Here is a 21,036-nt window from a genome sequence, read left to right on the forward strand (position 1 = left end):
ACATGGAACTTCAGATCGACACGCAATACATTCTGGACACCTTCCGCACGCTGGTCAACACGCCCAGCCCCGTGGGCTATTACCGGGAGATCAATCCCGTCGTGGCCCAGATGGCCAAAGAGCTGGGCTATGAGGTGACCTACGACAACCGCAATACGGTCTACATCACGGTAGATGGCCAGGACAACAGCAAAACCGTTATGATCGGAGGCCACCTGGATACGCTGGGCTTCATTGTCCGCCGGATCGATGACGACGGTATGATCCGCATCCGCAATCTGGGCGGCGTCAGCCACACCAGCATGGAGAGCGAGACCGTCACCGTTCACACCCGCGACGGACGCAAATATACCGGCATCTACACCTGTCAGTCCCACTCGGTCCACGTCTTTGACGACGCCCGTACCCTGGAGCGCAATGAGCAGAATATGATGATCCTGCTGGATCAGCCCATCAAATCGCGCCAGGATGTGCTGGATCTGGGCATCCGTCACGGCGACATGGTCTCCTTTGAGCCCCACTGCACGGTGACCGATAACGGCTACCTCAAGTCCCGCTTCATCGACGATAAGGGCGCTGTAGCCTGTATCTTCGCCATGCTCAAGTATCTGACCGAGCACAATCTGAAACCCAAGTACCGCACCCTGCTGGCCTTCCCCCACTACGAGGAGATCGGCCACGGCGGCTCCTATGTTCCCCCCGAGGTGGAGGAATTTGTGGCCATCGACATCGGTCTGATCGGTCCGGACTATGAGGGCAATGAGTTCAATGTGGCCATCTGCTGCAAGGACGCCTTCTCCCCCTATGACTACGACCTGACCAGCCGCCTCATCGAGACCGCCGAGCGCATCGGCTGTGACTACGCGGTGGATATCTTCTACCACTACGGCACGGACGCCAGCATTGCGCTCAAGTCGGGCAACAATGTCCGGGTTGCGGCTTTCGGCATGCCGGTCTATTGCAGCCATGCCGTGGAGCGCACCCATGTGAAGAGCCTGGAGAATACCACCAAGCTTCTGGTGGGATATGCTCTCGGACTGTAAAAGCAATCATAAAAGGGAGTGTCCCCTCCGTAGACTACGGAGGGGACACTCCCTTTTTTCGTCTCAATGAATTCGGTCTGTATTCTCTGCCGCTGCGCGGCCGTAGACCTGTTCCGGACGTCCACGGCCGGCCGCCCGGTGCATATCCACCACCTGTAAAATCCCGGTCTGGGTCATGGCCTTGAGAAAATAGTTGGCGCTGCGCCGGGTGATTGCCAGCCGCTCCGCCAGCTCCTGGGAGGTCAGGCGGCCGTTCGGCATGGCGCCCAGCACTTCCAGCACCCGGTTGATGGTGGCCTGTGATATCCCCGCGTGGCTGGACATATAAGAGAACACGGACGGCGATGGCGGAGCGGCTTCCCCTCCGCCCAGAGGTCCGATGAGGACATCCTGCTCATTGACCAGATAGCTCCCCCCCGATACCTCGGATTCCCGGGTGGCCGTAATGGCATTGAGACGGGCCTGATAGATTCCCTGCCCAATCCCATAGCCCACAAAGATCCGGAAGTCCAGCCGCGCATTCAAAAAGGCGCTGAGCTCACACACAGTATATTCCCGGGTGCACTGGGCCACCGTCTTTCGGTCGGTGAGGATATCCACCCCAAAGTGGCTGCGGCGGAAGAGCATGTCCTCCGCCTTGCTTCCAAAATAGTCCATCAGGCTCTGCTGGAGCTGAAGCAGCCGCTGCTCATAGAGGCTTTCCACCGTATAGGCCGGATTGGGCATCCACAGATTCACATGGATCTCGGCCGCCTGGTAGTCCTGGAGCTGGCGCATCTCGATCTCCCGCTGGGCCTGGGCGCAAGCGGAGCGGATACTGTCGATGCTGGGAAACGGATAAAAAATCTGTACTCCCCGCTGCCGCAGCATCGGGAGCAGGCCGCTGTACCGAGTGATGATCCGTTCAAACTGCCCGGTCTCCCATACCTCCAGCAGCTTTTGGAACTGCCGGTATTCCCCCCGCAGGAATTCCTCCGGGGTCTGCTCCCGTCCGGCATCCATGCTCACCGAGAGTGGGATTCCGTGGTCCTCTGTGAGAAAGCTCGGAATGCTCAGGTGAAGCTCATCCAGAAAATCGGCGTAGATCCTCTGAAAGTCCAGATCGGGCTGCTCCTGCTTGAGCCGCCAGAAGAGCCGGTGGACCTCTGCGTCGTTGATCCCCATGGGGACCACCACCCGCCGGTCCCGGGGAAACATGTGCCGGAAAGCACTGCCGAATCGGTTGCCGCTGGTGATCACGCCATCCACTTCCCGCGGGATCTGCCGGAAAAACCCGTCGATCTCCTCAAAGGGATGGTAGGCATAGATGGAGAAGGTTGCGTCCATCTCCAGCTGGGGCAGGACCCGCTCCAGATGCGGCTTCACATATTCCGTGGTGATAAATGCGATCTTATGGCGCATCCTCTTCCCCTCTTCCGGTCAATCGATCCCCTCCCAGCGGCGGATGCTGTCGTCGGACCGCCCCAGCTGGTCCAGGAGCCGCCCAGCGAAGAAGTCGGCCAACTCCTCCAGGGAGGAAGGAGCATGGTAGAAGGACGGGCAGGCCGGCATGATGACCGCGCCGCACTGGGAGAGAGTGAGCATATTTTGCAGGTGGATGGTGCTGAAAGGGGTCTCACGGACCGCCAGGACCAGCTTTCCCCGCTCCTTGAGCACCACGTCGGCAGCCCGCTCCAGCAGATTGTGGGAGGAGCCGTGGGCAATGGCGGAGAGGGTGCCCATGGAACAGGGCACCACCACCATTCCGTCGGTCCGGAAGGAGCCGCTGGCGATCCGGGCGCCGATGGCGTGGATATCGTAGTACCGCAGCTCCTCTCCGCACTGGAAGCGGCTACGCAGCGCGGCCTGGATCTCCTCGGGCGCGGCCCCCTCCGGCCACTGCCAGGGCAGCTCCTCCCGCACGACGATCTGTCCGGCCCGGGTCAGGCAGAGATGGACCTCACACCCGGCCTTCAGCAGCCGCCGGATCACCGCCTCGGCATAGAGCGAGCCGCTGGCCCCTGTGATCCCTACGATATATCTTCCGCCCATACGGACTCTCCCTTCTCCCGCGGCTCCGGTCCGGAGCGGCCGCTTATACGTACTGACTCAAATCGACCTTGGGATAGCGCACCCGCTCCAGGCAGCGGCTCTCCTCGTTCAGCGTGGCGTCAATGCCCATCTTGGTCTGCACGCCCCGCTCGTCGGAGCAGGGGTCCAGCTCATGTCCCTGGGCATTGGGCACATAGAAGATGTCCCGCTCGGGCACCACCCGGTTGGACACCGCCCACATCACGTCGGCCGGGTTATAGATATCCACATCCTCATCCACCACGATGACATTTTTGATGTTCACATAGGTCATCATGGCCGCCAGAGCCACATTCTTGGGCTCGCCGGGGTTCTTCTTCCGCAGGCGGACCAGGGCCAAAAATCCAGATCCATAGGGCGGAATGTGGACATCCAGCACGCCGCTGCTCACATAGCTGGTGAATTTCTTCAGCAGGGGCTCCCGGGGAAGCACATTGCCCAGATTGATGTGCTCAAAGGAGGCGCCGTTGATGGTCTGATAGATGGGATCGGCGCAGTGGGTGATGGCGGTCACATGGATGACCGGGCTGTTCCAGGGGGCACTGTAATGTCCGGTGAACTCACCCAGGGGGCCCTCCAGCTCTCTGGTGTTGGGGAGGATCTCACCCTCGATGACGAACTGGGACTCGGCGGGTACATAGATGTCGTTGGTGATGCATTTGACCACCTGCATGGGCCGGCCCCGGATGGCTCCGGCGATCTCCATCTCGTCCCCGTCGTAGCGCAGTCCGGCGCCCACATAGACCACTGGGTCGGCGCCGATGGAGATGGCGATGGGAAGGGGCTTGCCCTCCGCCTCAGCCTCATTGTAGAACTCCTTGAGATGCCGCCACTCGTTGATCATGATGCTGATCTTATCCTTGCCCTTCACATGCATCCGCTGGAAGGAGAGGTTCTGACGGGTCCCGTGGAGCTCCTTGGATACGATGACGCCGCCGGTGATGATGGGGCCGCCATCCTTGGGTGCATGGACCGGAACCGGCAGCTTGGTGACGTCCACCTGGTCCCCCGTCTGGATGTAGGCCTGGCAGGGCGCACTCTCCACGATCTGAGGCTTGATGGGACGGTCCAGGCATTTGGCCAGGAAATCCGTGATCTCCTCTTTTTCACAGCCCAGGGCCACCGCGATGCTGTCCATGGACCCCAGGAGGTTGCCGCACACACCGAATTGCTTGTCCTTCACATGGGGAAAATAGCCCGCCCGTCCGCTGGGTTCCAGCGTGGCGATGAGGGAACCGATCTCGTGGTTCCAGTCCACTTCCTTCTCGGTGGTAAAGAGCAGGTCCCGCTCCTTCAGGGCCTGGAGAAATGTTTTGAGATCATGCACTTCCACAGTCTCGTCACTCCTGTTCTTTTTATTATTGGTCGGCCGCACAAGCCAAGGCTTTCTTTCCGTATTCTCGAATCAGAGCCATATCCGCCAGCTTATCGGCCAATTTCAAAACACCGTTCATACCGGTCTGGTCCATTTCCACGCCGTCAGGACCTTTGTCCTGGGACCAGACAAATCCGCCCGCGTATCCATAAACCTCATTGCACACAATATTGATCCCGCGGGCCATCATCATGGCAAGCAGATTATTTACCGCCATCTCCTCGCCGCCATTGCGTGTTCCGCCTACCGCCAGGGCCGAGCCGAGCTTATCCCGCATCAGCTCCGGATACACGTGGAACAGGGGCCGCATGCGGCTGAAGAATGCTGCAATCTGGGGGGTGGAGCTGTAACAATATACGGGAGAACCAATCAAATAGGCGTCTGCTGCCATAAACTTTTCGAGCAGCTCCTGGCAATCATCCTGAATACAGCACCAAGTTTTATTTTTCTTACAGTATCCGCATCCGTTACAGGGCGCAATTTTTTTCCCGCGCACGGTAATGAATTCTGTTTCTATGCCCTCTCGTCCCTCCAGATGCTCCAGCGCCTTTTTCAGGACATATTCTGTGGCTTGATTACGCGGACTTCCGCAGACTGCCAAAATCTTAGCCATGATAAAAAATTTCCTTTCTGTATTGTATCACAAATCATGCTGCAGTGGACATCTGCTTTTTCTCAGGCAGAGCTGCAAGCGCATTGGTAAGAGGCCGGACCAGTTTCGAAATTTGGCCAATGCAAATTGCCGCAATGACCGTGCCCTCCCGCACGCCTACCACTTTATGCAAAAACAAAAGGGAAACAAGAACCGCCAGGATAACCAAGCTCACATCCACGGCAGACTTGGCATTTCCCCACTTCAATCCCGTCCGATTTGCCAAAATGCCAATAAACGCATCTCCCGGCATCAGCAGGACATTTGCGGATACCATAAGAGAAATACTCAACGCAAATACAATGCATCCAATCGCCAAAATAAGCAGCTGCATGGGGTAACTGCTTGGGACCAGGTTTGCCACCAGCATCATATTGAGATCCACTGCCACGCTGAGGAAGAAGGTCGGAATCAGCTGTATCAGCTTTACCGGATGAAACGACTTGGGCTCTAACACAAATTCACCGACAAAAAAGGCGAAATTAAGGAAGAATGTATATGTTCCCAGTGAAATAGGAGCGTATACATAGGTCATGACATTGGTCAGACTGCTCATGGGAGACGTGCCTGTTTGAGATTTGATAATGATGGCAATGCCAGTCCCCATAAGAAAAATTCCGGCAGCCAACATGAGAAAGTGTAACGGGTGCTTTTTTTTGTTCATTTTACAGCCCTCTTTTTTACTCATTTGATTCACATTTTATCTGGAGCGAACATATTACACAGATGAAACCACATACCCAATTCTTTTGCAGATGGTGCTTTTTTGCTCTAGAACCATAGAATGCGGTCCTAAAACTTTGCGTACACACCCCCGTGCCAAGCAACGGTTTTGTGATGTCCCTTTTTAAAGCATCATGGCAAAATCATTCTGAATAATGTCTTTAAACCGTTTCAAAGAATACGGCGTTATTCCTCCTTATTCTATAGCTGGTATGAAATCCTCGAGGCTGATGCAAGTATATGGCTTCTATATTCATTAAGTCAATATTGCCTTTTATAATTGCTTTATCTTTGTATAAGCATACAATTTAGTCGGGTTAAAAAGTTCCTTTCCCCTTCCCTGCACGTATTTAAGGAACATTTAAAGAAGTATCTTTGTATGCTTTTTCCAGTTCTCTTATTTGTAAAACTATGCTCGGACAAAGGAGCTATCCTCCAATCTTATCCCAATAATTTACATTTTCTTTCCTCATGTCAGATCTATTCTGCGCATAGAGGAAGCTCCTTCTATGGACTATTGCTCTGACCATTAAGATCCCTGCCTTACAGGCGCCGCTCTCTTCCATCACCCCAGGCTGCGTCAAAGGAAATGGAGAGCATCTTCTGGTCCCGCTCCACACAGTAAATGGGCAGCTCCCGCTCTGAGGCCGCCACGCCTACGACCGCCGGATGGTTGACCGTTACGAACATGGCCGCCGCCACCGCCAAACAACCTGCTGCCGCCAGGATCTTTCGCTTTAAAATAATACATTTCATGATAAAACCCTCCCTCATAACCATTGTCGTCCTATCCATATGCAGTAAAACACGCTCCCATGTGCTCGCCTTCTTTTGTCCCCCTCCTCAGGAACTTTTTGACTTCCCTGTGCGTCAAAAGGAAAGCCGGAAATTTTAAGGTTTTATTAAGAACTTGTCATCCTTTTGAAAATACCTTTTTATAAATGGTGTGATACAATAGGGTGAACTATTATCCAGGCATAGGAGGAAATGAATATGACGGAACAACAGACCCCCGTTCTCACACCTGAGACGTCCCCTACATCCGCCCCGTCTCCCACTGCCCCGCCCAAGAAAAAACGGAAAAAGAAACACCTTAAGGGAATCATTACCCTTGTTATTCTGCTGGCCATTCTGGCCGGCGGAGGTTATCTGCTCTGGCGCTTTGTCCTTCAGCCCCCTCCAGTGGAGCAGGGCGAGATCTATGCGGTCCCCGCCTCCATCGGTACCATCCAGAGTGTGGTACAGGGCAGCGGCAATGCCAAAGCCAAGGAATCGGCCGCCATCACACTGACCGAGGGCGGTACCGTACGGGAGGTTTTCGTCAATCCCGGCGATGTCGTCACAGCTGGACAGCCGCTGTACACCATTTACAGTGAAGCCGCCGAGAAGGCCGTCTCGGACGCCCAGGAAAAGGTGTCTAACCTGAACCGGGAGCTCTCCAAATTGCAGGAGCAGGTCTCCGATCTGGTGGTCAAGGCTCCCTTCGCCGGAAAACTGATGAATGTGCAGACCTTTACCCCGGATCAGGATGTCTCCAGCGGAGCAGAGGTCACCACACTGGTCAACGATAAGAAGCTCAAGCTCTCCCTCTATTTCAGCTATGCCTATGAAAACAGCATCGCGGTGGGGCAGAGCGTGTCGGTCAATATCCCCGCTGTCATGAAGGACTTTTCCGGTAAAGTGGAAAAGATCAACAAGGTCAGCTACATCTCCCCCGAGGGCGCCGTCCACTTTGAAGTGGTCGTGGTCTTCGATAACCCCGGCACCCTGACCGCCGGAATGGATGCCTCGGTGGCCATCGCCCTGGCCGACGGCACTTCCGCCTACCCCTACGCCTCCGGTAAGACCGAGTACTATGAGACCCGTACTATCACCACCAAGGCCAGCGGCCCCGTGGTCTCTTCCAACCTCCTCAACTACGCCAATGTGACGGCCGGACAGACACTGCTCACCCTGGGCTCCGACACCCTGAACGACCAGATCACCGCCAAGCAGGATGAGATCGCCACCGCACAGAAGGCATTGGAGGACGCCCAGAAGGCTCTTGCCAACTTCAACGCCGTGGCCCCCATCGACGGCACCGTGACCGCCTGTACCCTGACCGTCGGCTCTGAGGTCAAGAGCGGCGATACCGTCATCATCATCTCCAACTCCACCACGATGCTGGTCACCATCACTGTGGACGACCGGAACATCTCCTTTATCAAGCCGGGCAACACCGTGGATCTGGACTGGAACGGCTCTACTTACATCGGTACCGTCACCTCTATTGATATGAGCAAGGCGGAGAGCAGCAACGGCATGACCAACTACCCCGTGACCCTCACGGTGGACAATATGGACGGCAGCCTGGTGGATGGCGCCTGGGTCAACTACTCCTTCGTGACCAGCCAGTCCGACGACTGTGTGCTGATCCCCGGCAGCGCCGTCAAGAGCGTGCTGGACAAGGACGGCAACCCGCAGACCGTCGTGTTCATCAAGGCCGACAGCAAGCCGGAAAACACCCTGGAACTGGATCTGCCCGAGGTGGAGCCTGGCCAGAAACGCACCCTTCCCACCGAGGAGGACGGCTACTATCCCGTCGCGGTGGAGACCGGTATCTCGGATACACAGAACGTAGAGATCAAATCGGGCGTGGAGGAAGGCATGGAGGTCTTTGTCAACTATACCGTGACCGAATCCAGCTCCAGCTGGTAAATGGGGTGTCTTTATGCTCATTGACATCAAGAACCTCTATAAGATCTACAACGAGGGCAAAGAGAGCGAGGTGCGGGCTCTGGACGGTGTCTCCCTGTCCATCGACCGGGGAGAGTTCGTCGCCATCGTCGGACAGTCCGGTTCCGGCAAATCCACGCTGATGAATGTACTGGGCTGTCTGGACATCCCCACATACGGGGACTACTATCTGGACGGCACCGATATCACCTCTCTGAGCGACCGTCAGCTGGCCCGCATCCGCAACCGGGAGATCGGCTTCATTTTTCAGGGCTACAACCTCATTCAGGAGCTGGATGCCCTGGAAAATGTGACCCTTCCCCTGATCTACCGGGGCGTGCCTGCCTGGGACCGGGAGGACCTGGCCATGGAGGCCCTGGAGAAGGTGGGCATGGCCGAACGTGCCCATCACCGCCCCAGTGAGATGTCCGGCGGACAGCAGCAGCGTGTGGCCATTGCCCGCGCCATTGCTACTCGCCCCCCCATCATCATGGCCGACGAGCCCACCGGCGCTCTGGACTCCAAGACCGGCAAACATGTGCTGGAGATCCTCCGGGACCTCTACCGGGAGGGGACCACCATCCTGCTCATCACCCACGATGACCACATCGCCGCCACTGCCCGCCGGGTGGTGCGCCTTTCCGACGGCGTCATTATCTCCGACTCCCCTCAGGAGGTGGATTGGACATGAACCTGCTGCAAGCTTTCAAGATGGCCTTCAAGTCCATCGCCTGCAAAAAGACCCGTTCCTTCCTCACCATGCTGGGCATCATCATCGGTGTCGCCTCGGTGGTCATCATGGTCTCCGTCGTTCAGGGACAAAACCAGAAAAACCTGGAATACTTTGAGAAGATGGGCAACAACAAGATCAATGTGGACGCCTACTATTTCTACGGCGGCGACAACGGAAACACCGTCTTTCAGGACCTGTATGACTACTGCCTGGGCATGCAGGACCTGGTGGTCGGCGTGACGCCCACCATCAATCTTTACAATGAGATGATCATCAAATACGGTGCCAAGACCCTGTCCACCCAGAACTATGAAAACTGGGAGGATATGATCCAGGTGGTCCTCGGCTCGGACCAATACGGTGCCTGCAACAACTATACGCTGGCCAGCGGCCGGGAGCTGTCCTATCTGGACATTCAGAACACCAACAACGTCTGTGTCCTGGGCGGCCGCCTCAAGGAGACCCTCTTCAACTTTGTGGACCCGGTGGGCAAGACCATCACTATCAACGGTCAGCCCTTCCTGGTGGTGGGCTGGTATGAGCGCAAGGACCTGGAAAACTGGCCGGAGCTGGACAATATGCTCCTTCTGCCCTATACCTTCAACCGTACCCTCAACCAAAACAGCGCCATCAACTCCTTCGTGGTCAAGGCCAGAAGCGCCTCGGCCACGGTGGAGGCCATGACCCGCCTGGATGCCTTCCTCAGCTCCATGTTCCCCAAGGATGCCACCGGCATGCCTACGCGGGGAGACTACAACATCCGCAGCGACAATGCCTCGGCCGATTCCATCCAGCAGCAGAGCAACATGCAGGCCATGGTTCTGGGCGGAATTGCCGCCATCTCCCTGTTGGTGGGCGGTATCGGTATTATGAACATCATGTTGGTCACCGTGACCGAACGCACCCGGGAGATCGGCATCCGCAAGGCCATCGGCGCCGAACGGCGGAGCATCATTACCCAGTTTCTGATCGAGGCCGCTGTCATCTGCGGAATCGGCGGCCTGCTGGGCATTGGTCTGGGCTATATCGGCACACTGATCGCAGGCCGCTTCCTGCTGGACGGGACGCTGCTGCTGCCCAGTACCCCCATTGCTCTGGGCGCCTTCCTGTTTTCTGTGGTGCTGGGCGTCCTCTTTGGTATGTATCCCGCCATCAAGGCCAGCGGCCTCCAGCCGGTGGAAGCACTGCGTGCGGATTGATTCCAAGTGCAAAGGAGAGAAGTGCATGAACTGTAAACGTATTCTGGCCGGGGCCCTTGCCGCGGCAACTCTTGCAGGACTGCTGGTCCTGCCCGTGGGCGCGGCCGACGGCTCCGCGTTCCACGACATCAGCGATGCTGACACTGCCGAAGCGGCGGAGATCCTCCGCCTGCTCGGCGTAGTGGACGGCACCGGCGGCGGTTCCTTCCGCCCCTCGGCCACCCTCAGCCGGGCGGAATTCTGCAAAATGGCGGTGGATGTGATGGGCAAGGGCGATCTGGAGCCCGCCCAGCGCAACCGTACCATTTTCCTGGACGTCGGTCCCAAGCACTGGGCCCGGGGCTATGTGAATCTCGCCTCCTCCCTGACCACCAGCGGCGAGCTGGCGGATACCTCCAGCACCTCCTCGGACAAGGGCGAGAGCGCCCCTGCCGCTGACCGCCTGATTCTTGGCGTGGGCAACGGCACCTTTGAGCCTGACCGCGCCATTACTTATGGAGAGGCCGTGGCCATTCTCACCCGCGTGCTGGGCTACACCACCTCGGATATCGCCACCGGTTCCACCTGGTATGACGGATATCTCTCGGTGGCCGGAGAAAACGGGCTCACCCAGGGCCTGGGCCTGAAGGGCAATTCCACGCTGACCCGCGGCGAGGCGGCGGAGCTCTTCCGCAACCTCCTCTTTACCGATGTGAAGGGCTCGGAGGAGTGCTATCTGGTCCAAAAGCTGGGCGGCACCCTCACGGAGGACACCGTTCTCCTCTCGCTGGATAAAAACCAGAGCAGCGGCTCCACCACCGTTACCGTGGCCAATGGCCTGGACACCCGCTCTCCCAAGACCCAGCGCACCGAGCTCTCTTCCTCGCTGCTGGGCGTCCGGGGTGAGATGGCCCAGGACAAAAACGGCAATTTCCTCACTCTGCGTCCCAATGAGGACGACTCTGTCCGGCGCGTCACGGTCTCCGGCACGGTGGACGCCAACTATATCACGGCCGGCGGAGAAAAGATCACCATCCTCCCGGAAACTCCGGTCTGGAAAAACGGCGAAGCCACGACCTTTGAAAAGGTATGGTCCTATCTCTACAACGGCACCCCCATGACCCTCTGCTATGGCCCCTCGGGCAAGCTGGACTATGTCTACCTCTCCTCTGCCTCCCAGTCCAGTGACAGCGTCATGGTGGCACGGACCAAGCCGAACGGCACCACCAATCCCTTCTCCTCCCTGGCGGGCGGACGCACTGACTATCAGCTCTATAAGAACGGCGTCCCTGCCACGGTCGCTGACCTGCGCCAGTACGACGTGGCCACCTATGACAGCGGCGCCAATATCATCCGGGTCACCGACCTGCGTCTCACCGGCCTGTATGAAAACGCCTATCCCAACCCCACCGCACCCTCCAAGCTGACCATGCTGGGACAGGAGTTTACCGTTCTTCCCGGGGCTGTGGCCGATCTGGCTGCCTTCCGTCCCGGCGATCAGGTGACGCTCCTCTTTACCTCTGACGGCCGGGTGGCCGGTGCCCTGGATCCCTCCCTGGCCCGCTCCACCACGGTGGGCGTCGTGGAGAAATGCTCCGCCAGCAGTGCGGAGGTCAAGCCCCTCCTGGACCTCTTCAACGCCAAGGGTGAAAAGGTGGTCTTCACCGGCGATCCCGGTCTCAACGAGGCCTCTGCCGACAAGATGGTGGGCCAGCTGGTCACGATCTCCTCCGGAAAGCAAGGGAAACTCTCCCTCACCCGTCTGGGCGGCGGCAGCGTCAGCGGTACCCTGAATGTGGCCTCCCGTACCCTGGGCGACACACCTCTTTCAGAGAACGTCCGCATGTTTGAGCGGGTGGGCAACAGTGAGCCTCATGAGATCACCTTTGAGCAGCTCACCCGGACCAGCGTCCCCTCCTCCAAGATCCTCTACGCCGGCAAGGATTACGCCGGAAAGTACAACATCCTGGTCTTTGACGATGTGACCGGCGACCAGTATGACTACGGCTTTGCCAAATATACGCCCGGCCGTCACAATCCCGACAACCCCTGGGATTTCAGCAACGCGTCCATCACCGTGAAAAACGGCGCTCAGCCTCAGGGCGGCACCGAACTGATCACCGGTTCCGCTGATCTCCGCACGGACGATGCGGTGGGTATCGCCGCCTCGCTGGAGACCCAGGGTGGACAGCAGAAGCTGGCCGCATCGATCTCCCTCCAGTCCGCCTCCGGCATCCGCCGGGCGGCCTACGATCCGGACAGCCATATGCTGAAGGTGGGCGACTCCCTCTATCCTGTCTCTCAGAAGGTCTGGTGCTACAACAAGACCACCGGCCACTGGTTTGAGGCCGATACCGGGTACGAGCGCTTTGAGCTGGCCCGGGCCTACTCCGATGACCTGACCGTCTACTACGACAAATCCCCCGAGCAGGGCGGCAAGATCCGCCTGGTCGTGGTGGAGTAATTCCGTTCTTCTCCCAGTTATGAAAAAATACCCGGCGGCGGCTCATAGAATCCGCCGCCGGGTATTTTTATCGGTGTTGTTTACAGCATTTTCCCGTCGCTTCCGTTCAGCATATAGGAGCCGCTGTCGGTCTCCACATACCAGACCGGTGTCAGGGTATATGGCCGGCTGTTGGAGAGGTGATACCCCGCCGTAATGGAGTAGATCTGGCTGAACATCCGCCCGCTCTCATTGCGCTGTCCCAGAAAGCGCATCAGCATGGTGGGGACGTTGAGCATATCAGACTCTTTTAAAACGCTCACTTCCCCAAAAATCCGCTGGCCTTCCATGGTGTGCAGCCCGCCATTCTGATAGTGGAGCTCCGCCACGGCATTAAAGACCGGCACACCGTCCAGATTCTGCCGGAAGGTGAGGATCTCCTCCTCTCCGCTGCTGCGGCGGTCGGTCAGTTCTCCGCTGAATTCCAGACAGGAGAGCTTTGCCAGCCCGTGGACCAGGGGTTCCTGTCCATCGAGCATCATCTCTCCCGGGTTAAACTCCGCGGAGAAGCGGCCATTACTGAAGGTCTCCAGCCGTCCGGCTGCCCCGGTATAGACCAGGCGGACACTTCCCCCCTCATCCTCCCAGCTGCAGTGCCCCAAGAGGGCCTGCGCCTGCTTGGGAGGGGTCTGAAGATTCTCCTGTTCCACCAACAGAGTGGGAAGCTCTTTCTCTTCCGGCAGAATGCTGCGGGAGACAGTAATTCCATTTTTTTCCAGTGCCTGCAGCACCTGCGTCAGGGATGCGCTGGCGTCCTGTCTCTGCTCCAACTCCTGCTGCAGTGCCATGACCAGTAAAATTCCATTGAGCAGAAGCAAAATGAGGAGAATAATATTTTTTATTTTAGACCATTCCAACGGCGCACCTCCTCATCCGGCCATCCAGGACGCCTGGGCGCTGTTTCCGTCATCCAGATAGCACAGGCTCAAATCTGCGCCGGCCTCCAGATCCAGAGCCGATAGGGCCGCGATCGCCTGTGTCTCCGGCAGCACCAGGGTCTCTTCTCCGGTCGCCGTATAGCAGCGCAGGTGCATCTCATAGGATGTGATCCGGTCCTCACGCACCGTAAACGAGGCGGCCTCTCCGTCCTCGAGGCTTACATCTGCTCCCCCCAGCGTATAACCAAAGCGGATCTCCCATCCGCCTTCCGGCTGCTCCAGTGTCTCTTTCAGATAGATCTGTGCCTCATTGGCTGTCGTACCGCACCAGGCCTCCAATGCTTTGTAGAAGAGATTGCGCCCTGCCTCTACTGCCTCAGACAGGGAGACGCTGCCCTGCCCCACTGGATACCGTGCTGTGGAGAGGGCCTCCCCATCTTCGTAAAAGACATCTCCGTTTTCACTCAGCCGCAGCCCGTCTCCGTCCCGGAGGACCCATGCGCCCCCGATGGAATAATCGCTGCCCCGGAACCCTAACGTGCGCTCCAGTTCTGCGCGGACCGTCTCGTCGCTCAGCTCCAAGGTCTGCGTCACCTGATAGCGCTGTGCTGCCGGTGCGTCGGGCAGGAGCAGGACTTCCGGGGCCAGTGTGCGGTAAGATTCCTCCTCCCGCTCAAAGGCAAACCGGGCGCCATTATCCCCATACTCCAGCAGCGTATTGTTCAGATATCCCTCACATACCACCGACGTATTACAGGCATAATACAGGCCCTGCTGATCATCCATATAGTAGAGGGTCGCCGTTTCCGCGCCCTCTTCCGCGGTCAGGACCAAGCGCCGGGCAGAGCCGGGCAGGATTTCCACGTCTCCGCCCTCCGATGCCCAGCGTACCATCAATTCCATGGGTACGCTGCCCAGAAAATCAAAATAAAGTCCCGGTGTCTTCAGCGCCTGCTGCCAGTCCAGGGCAGAGACCGTCTGAGCGTCCCGTGCGCTGGCCAGGCCCTCACTGAGAAATCCGCTGAGCGCCCCAAAGACCTGTTCCACCTGCACGGTATCATACTGGATCCCATAGCGGCTGACACTTTCTCCCCCCTGTCCGCACACCGCGATGCGCACAGGATGGGGGAGAGATGCCGGACGGCCTGGATCGAGGGAGGGGGATACCTCTGATTCCTGCCCTGCAAAGAAGCTGCTCAGAGAGGAAAACCACACCTTATCTCCCGCTACGGTATAGATCTGGCTGCGCCCCACCAGGGACACCGCAGAGCAGATCAGCAGCAGGATGAGCACATCTTTCCCCAGTTCCACTGCCCTGCGCCGTTTGCTGAGGCGGGGCTTGCGGACCGTATTACGCAGTTTCATAGCCGGGGCCCTCCATCTTCAGCTCCATACGCACGGTCAGGCCGGGGCCCGGACGGTCTACCAGACGGAGCACACCCTCGTGCCGGTCAATGATCTCTTTTGCAATGGACAGACCCAAGCCTGTGCCGCCCGACTCCCGGGAGCGGGCCTTATCTACCCGGTAAAAGCGCTCAAAGATCCTGGGCCGGTCCTCTACGGGGATGCCGATGCCGTTATCCGACACCTCCATCCACACCCAGTTCCCATCCCGTCCGGCCCGAATGAGGATCTTTCCATTGTCCGGGGTGTATTTGATGGAGTTGGAGATCACATTCATCATGACCTGAACGATCCGCTCCCGGTCGCCGATCACCTGCGGAAGCTCTTCCTCCAGCAGCAGACGCATATCATGGCCGTGGCGCTGGGCCTCCATGCGGTTGGCCTGGTATACATCCTCTACCGCCTGCCCAAATGAGAAGGGAGCCATTTTCAGCTCACTGTGTCCCGAATCAAAGCGGGAGAGGGTCAGCAGATCCTGTACAATATGGGTCATCCGGTCGCTCTCGGCCAGAATCACACTCAGGAAATTTTTCTCCATCTCCGGCGGGATCTCCCCTGCGCTGTCCACCAGAGTCTCCGCATAGCTGCGGATATTGGTCAGGGGCGTGCGCAGCTCATGGGACACATTGGCTACAAACTCCCGCCGCATCTCCTCGGTCTTGCGCTGCTGGGTGACATCGTGGATGACCACCAGCACGCCGCCCTGGCGCTCCCGGTAAAAGGGGGCCAGGAGGAGCTCCAGACTGCGGCCGTTGACCTCCCGGGTACCGTTGAGGCAGCCGTTGGCCTCCACCGCAAGCACATCGTGAAGGGGGGCAATATCCCCAAAGAGGAACTCATAGTTATAGCTCGGCTCTTCTCCCTGTTCCTCATTGCTCACAGGAATGGGCCGCCCCAGCATTTCCTCCGCAGCGGGATTGGCATGGATCACCGCGCCCGAGGCGGAAAAGGCCACCACGCCATCGGTCATATAGAGGAAGAGGGTATCCAGCTTATTGCGCTCATTCTCCACCTCGGTCAGCGTCTCCTGGAGCTGCTGCGCCATGGCGTTGAAGGTTCCGGTCAGAATACCGATCTCATCCCGGGAGGCCACCTCCAGCTTGTAGGAGAAGTCCCCCTCGGCCACCCGCTCGGCCCCCTCGGTCAGGCGTTCAATGGGAATGACCATGGTCTTGGACATCAGGAAGGAGAGAAGCACCGAGATCATCAGTCCGAAAAAGAGCGATTTAACGATCAGATCAATGAGGGCCCCATTCAGGTCTGAGATGCTGGCACGGTTATCATAGATATAGATGATATAGTCGCTCTCTCCCCGTTCAATGGGAAAGGCCACATCCATATAGCGGGAGGATACGTCGCTCTCATACCCGCCGTCCTTGCCGTTGAGGGCGAGGCTCAGGTTCAGAGAGCTGAAATCCAGAATGGGATCACTCTGGGTATCCGAGGTCTCCAGACACCGCCCGGTCTGTCCGTCCAGAACATAATAGTTCCGGTTGCGTCCATCTACGCCGAGGGAGCCGTTATAGGATTCCAGGATCATGGCGATCTGCTTGGCCCCGTTTTCCTCTCCCTCTACCGGAGTGCGCAGGGCCGCCATCAGGTCGGCGTCCTGTCCGAACACCTCTTCCATTCTGGTGTAGAAGTCGTGGATATAGTAGCTCACCACGGAATTGATGAGGAAGGCGCCCACCACCGTCATCAGTGACACGATGAGCAGCGTCATGATGAGCACCAGTTTCATATGCAGGCTGCGAAACATGCGCGCGCCTCCTCTCCTTTCCTTACTGCTCTTCCCCGTGGAACAGGTACCCCAATCCCCGCCGGGTCAGGATGAACTGGGGCGAAGCGGGGTCGTCCTCCACCTTCTCGCGCAGGCGCCGGACGGCCACGTCCACCGCCCGCACATCGCCCACATATCCCTCGTAGTTCCAGACATGTTCCATCAGCGCCTCCCGGGAAAATACCTTCCCCGGCTGAGACGCCAGAAACTTCAGCAGCTCATACTCCCGCTGCGTGAGATCCAGCGGAGCATTATCCTTATAGCCCACCATCTCGTCTGTGTCGATGCGGATGCGGCCCTGCACGATTTGATTGGCCCCGCTATCTGTGCGGGGCTCCTTGGCCGCCTCGTGCAGCAGCACCTCGGTACGGCGGATATTGGCCTTCACCCGGGCCAACAGCTCCCGCATGGAAAAGGGCTTGGTGATATAGTCGTCGGCCCCCAGCTCCAGCCCCAGCACCTTGTCGGTCTCCTCTTCCCGTGCGGTGAGCATGAGCACCGGCGTGCTCCGGTTCTTTTCCCGGAAGGCTTTGCAGACATCAAACCCGCTGCGCTTGGGCAGCATCAGGTCCAGCAGAATGAGGTCCGGATTCTGCTCCAGCGCCAGCTGGAGTCCAGCCTCTCCGTCATAGGCCTCCAACGTCTCATAGCCCTCCCGCACCAGATTGAAGCTGAGGATATCCACGATATTCTTTTCATCCTCTACAATCAGAACCCGCTTTTTCATGGGTCTCCTCCTTCTTGTCTCGCGCTCTGTATGCTCCAGGAATCAAAGGCCCAGCAGCACCTTGACCTTCAGCGCGGCGGCTACCGTCTTTCCGTCCGCGATCTCGCCGGACATGACCCGCTCCACCAGCGTCTGGAAGGGAATCCGCTCCCGCTCCAGGAACTCATCCTCATCGGGGTGGCACGCCCCCTGGTGGAGCCCCCGGGCCAGATACATGTGCAGCACTTCGCTGGAAAAGCCCGGAGAGGTATAGATACAGCCCAGATAGGTCAGCTCATCGGGCACCGCGCCCACCTCTTCGCTCAGCTCGCGCAGAGCGGCCAGGCGGTGATCCTCCCCGTACTCCAGCTTACCGGCGGGCAGCTCAGCAATGACCTTTTGGAAGGGATAGCGGAACTGGCGCACCAGTGTGACGGTGCCATCCTCATAGAGGGGCAGGATCACCACGCCGCCGGGATGCTCTACCACCTCCCGGGAGGCCTTCCGCCCGTTGGGGAGCTCAGCCTCATCCAGGCGCAGGGTAACAATACGACCTTTGAATTTGATCTCAGAGGACAGCGTCTTTTCCAACAACTCCACGCGTAACACTCCTTGTCTCCGGGCATTCGCCCGTCTGCGTTCTTCCGGCTTGGTTCCGTATTGTATTAGTGTACCACAAATGGCGGCCGCCCGCCAGTCCGGACCCCTGTCGGCGGCCAATTTTTCCCACTGCCGTCCGGGGGAAACATTACCGCTGTAAAAGCCCCCGCCGCCCCGGTATAATGGAAGCAATCCATCCCCTATTCCCTCTTCCGGACCCAGGGGAACACTATGGAAAGAGGAGGCATTTCATGACCATTCACCCCATCGGTACATCCAGCATTGCCCTCTATCTCTCCCCCTCCGATCTGGAGGAACGGGGAGTTACTGGCGACACCTTTTCCGACGAGGCCGCCCTGACCCTTACCCGTGCCCTGTGCCGGGAGGCCGGCATCTGTCTGGAGGGCACCCTGGAAGTGGACGCCTACCCCGGGGGCGACGGGCTTCTGGTCTTTGCCTATGTCCGTCCGCCTCGTCAGATCTGGTTCATCTTTGATTCCCTTCCAACGCTGTGTGCCGCCGCCCGGAGCCTGCCCGCCCTCCCCCCGTCGGCCGCGCTCTTCTGGTGGAAGGACGCCTGGTGGCTCTCTCTGCCCGGCACGGAGCGCTGCGCCATCCATATCCTCAGCGAGTACGGCACCTCTCTGCCCTCCACCCCCTTCCGGGAGGGACAACTGGCCGAATACGGCCGCCCCGTCTTTGACCGGCAGGCCCTGGAGCAGCTGCTCCTCTATGATCCCTGAGCCAATACGGGAAGATTCCCACGCCTTTCGTCGAACTGCTTGACAGACATGCTATAATATTGGTACGATAGACACCAGAGATCCGGAGCGGAGGTGAGACCGTGGAGCGCAAGGGCACAAAACTGATCGCGAAAAACAGCAAGGCCTTTCATGACTACTTTATTGAGGACCGCTATGAGGCCGGCATTGCCCTTTCCGGCACCGAGGTCAAATCCATCCGTCAGGGCAATGTGAATTTGAAGGACTCCTTCTGTCTCATCAAAGACGGGCAGATGCAGGTCATCGGCATGCACATCAGCCCCTACGAGAAGGGGAACATCTTCAACAAAGATCCCCTCCGGCCCCGCTCCCTGCTGATGCACAAGCGGGAGATCCTCCGCCTGTTCATGAAGGTGAAGCAGGACGGGTACTCTCTGATTCCCCTCTCCCTCTATTTCAAGGATTCCCGCGTCAAGCTGGAGGTCGGTCTTGCCAAGGGCAAGAAGCTCTATGACAAGCGGGACGCCGCGGCCGCCAAGGACGCCAAGCGGGAGATGGACCGCACCATGAAGACCCGACGCAATTACGGCTGATCCGGCCGCTTTTACGCGTGATGTATACGAAAGGACGTGTTTCCTATGGCTCAGAATCCCATCGTGACCTTTGAGATGGAAAACGGCGGCAAGATGGTTGCCGAGCTCTATCCCGAGATCGCTCCCAACTCCGTCAACAACTTCATCAGCCTGGTGAAGAGCGGCTTTTATAATGGCCTGATCTTCCACCGTGTTATCCCCGGATTCATGATCCAGGGCGGCTGCCCCCAAGGCACCGGCATGGGCGGCCCCGGCTACTCCATCAAGGGTGAGTTCTCCGGCAACGGCTTCAAGCAGAACACTCTGAAGCATGACCGCGGCGTGCTCTCCATGGCCCGCGCCATGCACCCCAACTCCGCTGGCAGCCAGTTCTTCATCATGGTAGAGAAGGCGCCCCACCTGGATGGCCAGTATGCCGCTTTCGGCAAGGTCATCGAGGGTATGGACGTGGCCGACGCCATCGTGGGCGTCAAGACCGACGCTATGGACCGCCCCTTTGAGGAGCAGCGGATGAAGAGCGTGACCGTGGAGACCTTCGGTGTGGACTACCCCGCGCCGGAAAAGTGCTGAGTTTCAAGTTTTTCCTGTGATCGTTGTTCCCACCAGGGAACTGCAACCTCCCATCCCGCCGAAACCCAATAACATGGGTTCGGCGGGAAGAGGAGGCGCAAGGGAGCGAAGCAAGGGATGTCTGTGCCTGGGTATCCCGAGTGGAGCAGACTTTGCGACGACATGGGGGCGTACTGGTTTCGACGGGGACGTAGAGGCCGGAATAGCGGGCAGATGCGCCTAACATCTCTAAAATGGGCAACTTATAAATTAAAGAACAACGATAACGTCGTTCTCGCCGCTGCTTAATTAGCGGCCGTCCCACCCGGAAGGACCACGAGCCGGGATGGGGCGTCGTTTAGTGGTGCACGTGTGTGCGCAAAGCTTTGAGCGCACCATGAATCATGAAGCTACCAATCCCTGAAGTGTGACGGCTCACGTCAGGGTGCGGGAATGGAAAGAACCGTCTGCGCCCGGAGAAGTTCCTGCTGAAGCGTTTTCGGACGGGGGTTCGACTCCCCCCGCCTCCACCAACTAAGGTTGCTGAAAAAGATGCAACCCCTGAAACCCTTGCTGCGGCAAGGGTTTCAGCCGTTTCAGAGGGAAAAATCGAGCACCAGCCGAGATGGAGATGCAAAAGGCCATTTTCGTGATGTGGGGTGATTCGAACCTCTGAGCAAAGAGAAAACAGCGAGAGAAGCCCCCGCTGGTAGTTCAAATCGAACTGCTAGCGGGGGCTTCTCGCTTTTTATTACGTAGCTGTTTCAGTTGGTGGTATTGCTTGCTTTGTCCTTGGTTCCTTGGTGGTCTTG

General features: G+C 58.2%; 19 protein-coding genes and 1 other RNA gene. 9 read left to right on the forward strand and 11 right to left on the reverse strand.

Annotated features, from left to right (window positions below; all coding sequences use genetic code 11):
* The first annotated feature begins 2 nt into the window (after positions 1-2).
* Entirely contained in the window at positions 3-1,043 is a 1,041-nt protein-coding gene (locus I2C21_RS09085; protein ID WP_101692212.1) for a M42 family metallopeptidase, read from the forward strand.
* A 63-nt stretch (positions 1,044-1,106) separates the two neighbouring features.
* On the opposite strand, the gene I2C21_RS09090 is transcribed toward I2C21_RS09085, so the two are convergent.
* From I2C21_RS09090 to I2C21_RS09115, 6 genes are all read right to left on the reverse strand, one after another.
* Entirely contained in the window at positions 1,107-2,444 is a 1,338-nt protein-coding gene (locus I2C21_RS09090) for a winged helix-turn-helix transcriptional regulator (RefSeq protein WP_195279079.1), read from the reverse strand.
* 18 nt (positions 2,445-2,462) lie between these two features.
* Positions 2,463-3,074 (reverse strand): UbiX family flavin prenyltransferase, encoded by a 612-nt coding sequence (locus I2C21_RS09095; protein ID WP_186962984.1) that lies wholly within the window; start codon positions 3,072-3,074, stop codon positions 2,463-2,465.
* A gap of 43 nt (positions 3,075-3,117) precedes the next feature.
* Entirely contained in the window at positions 3,118-4,446 is a 1,329-nt protein-coding gene (locus I2C21_RS09100) for a UbiD family decarboxylase (protein ID WP_186962985.1), read from the reverse strand.
* Between the two features lie 25 nt (positions 4,447-4,471).
* Entirely contained in the window at positions 4,472-5,101 is a 630-nt protein-coding gene (locus I2C21_RS09105) for a flavodoxin family protein (protein ID WP_195279080.1), read from the reverse strand.
* Between the two features lie 34 nt (positions 5,102-5,135).
* Positions 5,136-5,804, reverse strand: a complete 669-nt coding sequence (locus tag I2C21_RS09110) for a YczE/YyaS/YitT family protein (RefSeq protein WP_286167244.1) — start codon at positions 5,802-5,804, stop codon at positions 5,136-5,138.
* A 602-nt stretch (positions 5,805-6,406) separates the two neighbouring features.
* Positions 6,407-6,619, reverse strand: coding sequence for a hypothetical protein (locus tag I2C21_RS09115; protein ID WP_195279081.1), 213 nt, complete (start codon positions 6,617-6,619; stop codon positions 6,407-6,409).
* 237 nt (positions 6,620-6,856) lie between these two features.
* Between I2C21_RS09115 and I2C21_RS09120 the strand changes: the two genes are divergently transcribed.
* The 4 genes from I2C21_RS09120 to I2C21_RS09135 are packed head-to-tail and all read left to right on the forward strand — an operon-like array spanning position 6,857 to position 12,953.
* Entirely contained in the window at positions 6,857-8,560 is a 1,704-nt protein-coding gene (locus tag I2C21_RS09120; RefSeq protein WP_186962988.1) for an efflux RND transporter periplasmic adaptor subunit, read from the forward strand.
* A gap of 13 nt (positions 8,561-8,573) precedes the next feature.
* Complete coding sequence (locus I2C21_RS09125; protein WP_195279082.1) at positions 8,574-9,269, forward strand: ABC transporter ATP-binding protein; 696 nt, start codon at positions 8,574-8,576, stop codon at positions 9,267-9,269.
* Positions 9,266-10,510: an ABC transporter permease gene (locus I2C21_RS09130; protein WP_193539085.1), complete on the forward strand. Its 1,245-nt coding sequence runs from the start codon at positions 9,266-9,268 to the stop codon at positions 10,508-10,510. Before I2C21_RS09125 ends, I2C21_RS09130 begins: the two co-directional genes overlap by 4 nt.
* A gap of 25 nt (positions 10,511-10,535) precedes the next feature.
* A complete protein-coding gene (locus I2C21_RS09135) occupies positions 10,536-12,953 on the forward strand; it encodes an S-layer homology domain-containing protein (RefSeq protein ID WP_195279083.1) in 2,418 nt (805 codons plus the stop codon).
* Between the two features lie 80 nt (positions 12,954-13,033).
* Here the strand turns inward: I2C21_RS09135 and I2C21_RS09140 are convergent, their stop codons facing one another.
* Genes I2C21_RS09140 through I2C21_RS09160 form a run of 5 tightly spaced genes read right to left on the reverse strand, consistent with a single transcriptional unit; the run spans position 13,034 to position 18,360 of the window.
* Positions 13,034-13,849, reverse strand: coding sequence for a hypothetical protein (locus tag I2C21_RS09140; protein WP_195279084.1), 816 nt, complete (start codon positions 13,847-13,849; stop codon positions 13,034-13,036).
* A 12-nt stretch (positions 13,850-13,861) separates the two neighbouring features.
* Positions 13,862-15,235 carry a hypothetical protein gene (locus tag I2C21_RS09145; RefSeq protein ID WP_195279085.1) on the reverse strand — a complete coding sequence of 458 codons (1,374 nt, stop codon included), beginning with the start codon at positions 15,233-15,235 and terminating at the stop codon, positions 13,862-13,864.
* Positions 15,222-17,033, reverse strand: coding sequence for an ATP-binding protein (locus I2C21_RS09150; protein WP_101692234.1), 1,812 nt, complete (start codon positions 17,031-17,033; stop codon positions 15,222-15,224). The genes I2C21_RS09145 and I2C21_RS09150 overlap by 14 nt, the downstream gene beginning before the upstream one ends.
* Before the next feature lie 22 nt (positions 17,034-17,055).
* Positions 17,056-17,781, reverse strand: coding sequence for a response regulator (locus I2C21_RS09155; protein WP_193539076.1), 726 nt, complete (start codon positions 17,779-17,781; stop codon positions 17,056-17,058).
* 42 nt (positions 17,782-17,823) lie between these two features.
* Complete coding sequence (locus I2C21_RS09160; protein ID WP_101692236.1) at positions 17,824-18,360, reverse strand: NUDIX domain-containing protein; 537 nt, start codon at positions 18,358-18,360, stop codon at positions 17,824-17,826.
* Positions 18,361-18,611: 251 nt separating this feature from the next.
* On the opposite strand from I2C21_RS09160, the gene I2C21_RS09165 reads away from it, so the two are divergent.
* The 4 genes from I2C21_RS09165 (at position 18,612) to ssrA (ending at position 20,757) form a co-directional block, all read left to right on the forward strand.
* Positions 18,612-19,103 carry an adaptor protein MecA gene (locus I2C21_RS09165; RefSeq protein ID WP_193539074.1) on the forward strand — a complete coding sequence of 164 codons (492 nt, stop codon included), beginning with the start codon at positions 18,612-18,614 and terminating at the stop codon, positions 19,101-19,103.
* A 101-nt stretch (positions 19,104-19,204) separates the two neighbouring features.
* Positions 19,205-19,675, forward strand: coding sequence for an SsrA-binding protein SmpB (gene smpB / locus I2C21_RS09170; RefSeq protein WP_101692238.1), 471 nt, complete (start codon positions 19,205-19,207; stop codon positions 19,673-19,675).
* Positions 19,676-19,720: 45 nt separating this feature from the next.
* Positions 19,721-20,245 carry a peptidylprolyl isomerase gene (locus tag I2C21_RS09175; RefSeq protein ID WP_193539072.1) on the forward strand — a complete coding sequence of 175 codons (525 nt, stop codon included), beginning with the start codon at positions 19,721-19,723 and terminating at the stop codon, positions 20,243-20,245.
* Between the two features lie 164 nt (positions 20,246-20,409).
* Positions 20,410-20,757: a transfer-messenger RNA gene (gene ssrA, locus I2C21_RS09180) on the forward strand.
* Positions 20,758-21,036 lie beyond the last annotated feature (279 nt).

It is taken from the genome of Clostridium sp. J1101437_171009_A5, assembly GCF_015547905.1.
GTDB classification, from domain to species: Bacteria; Bacillota; Clostridia; order Oscillospirales; family Oscillospiraceae; genus Pseudoflavonifractor_A; species Pseudoflavonifractor_A gallinarum.

Excerpts from the sequence above, each read along its gene's own strand:
- I2C21_RS09165 (WP_193539074.1), top strand. The coding sequence starts at position 18,612 with ATGACCATTCACCCCATCGGTACATCCAGCATTGCCCTCTATCTCTCC.
- I2C21_RS09150 (WP_101692234.1), bottom strand. The coding sequence starts at position 17,033 with ATGTTTCGCAGCCTGCATATGAAACTGGTGCTCATCATGACGCTGCTC.
- I2C21_RS09110 (WP_286167244.1), bottom strand. The coding sequence starts at position 5,804 with ATGAACAAAAAAAAGCACCCGTTACACTTTCTCATGTTGGCTGCCGGA.
- I2C21_RS09095 (WP_186962984.1), bottom strand. The coding sequence starts at position 3,074 with ATGGGCGGAAGATATATCGTAGGGATCACAGGGGCCAGCGGCTCGCTC.
- I2C21_RS09120 (WP_186962988.1), top strand. The coding sequence starts at position 6,857 with ATGACGGAACAACAGACCCCCGTTCTCACACCTGAGACGTCCCCTACA.
- I2C21_RS09090 (WP_195279079.1), bottom strand. The coding sequence starts at position 2,444 with ATGCGCCATAAGATCGCATTTATCACCACGGAATATGTGAAGCCGCAT.
- I2C21_RS09115 (WP_195279081.1), bottom strand. The coding sequence starts at position 6,619 with ATGAAATGTATTATTTTAAAGCGAAAGATCCTGGCGGCAGCAGGTTGT.
- I2C21_RS09145 (WP_195279085.1), bottom strand. The coding sequence starts at position 15,235 with ATGAAACTGCGTAATACGGTCCGCAAGCCCCGCCTCAGCAAACGGCGC.
- I2C21_RS09085 (WP_101692212.1), top strand. The coding sequence starts at position 3 with ATGGAACTTCAGATCGACACGCAATACATTCTGGACACCTTCCGCACG.
- I2C21_RS09175 (WP_193539072.1), top strand. The coding sequence starts at position 19,721 with ATGGCTCAGAATCCCATCGTGACCTTTGAGATGGAAAACGGCGGCAAG.
- I2C21_RS09130 (WP_193539085.1), top strand. The coding sequence starts at position 9,266 with ATGAACCTGCTGCAAGCTTTCAAGATGGCCTTCAAGTCCATCGCCTGC.
- I2C21_RS09125 (WP_195279082.1), top strand. The coding sequence starts at position 8,574 with ATGCTCATTGACATCAAGAACCTCTATAAGATCTACAACGAGGGCAAA.
- I2C21_RS09155 (WP_193539076.1), bottom strand. The coding sequence starts at position 17,781 with ATGAAAAAGCGGGTTCTGATTGTAGAGGATGAAAAGAATATCGTGGAT.
- I2C21_RS09135 (WP_195279083.1), top strand. The coding sequence starts at position 10,536 with ATGAACTGTAAACGTATTCTGGCCGGGGCCCTTGCCGCGGCAACTCTT.
- I2C21_RS09105 (WP_195279080.1), bottom strand. The coding sequence starts at position 5,101 with ATGGCTAAGATTTTGGCAGTCTGCGGAAGTCCGCGTAATCAAGCCACA.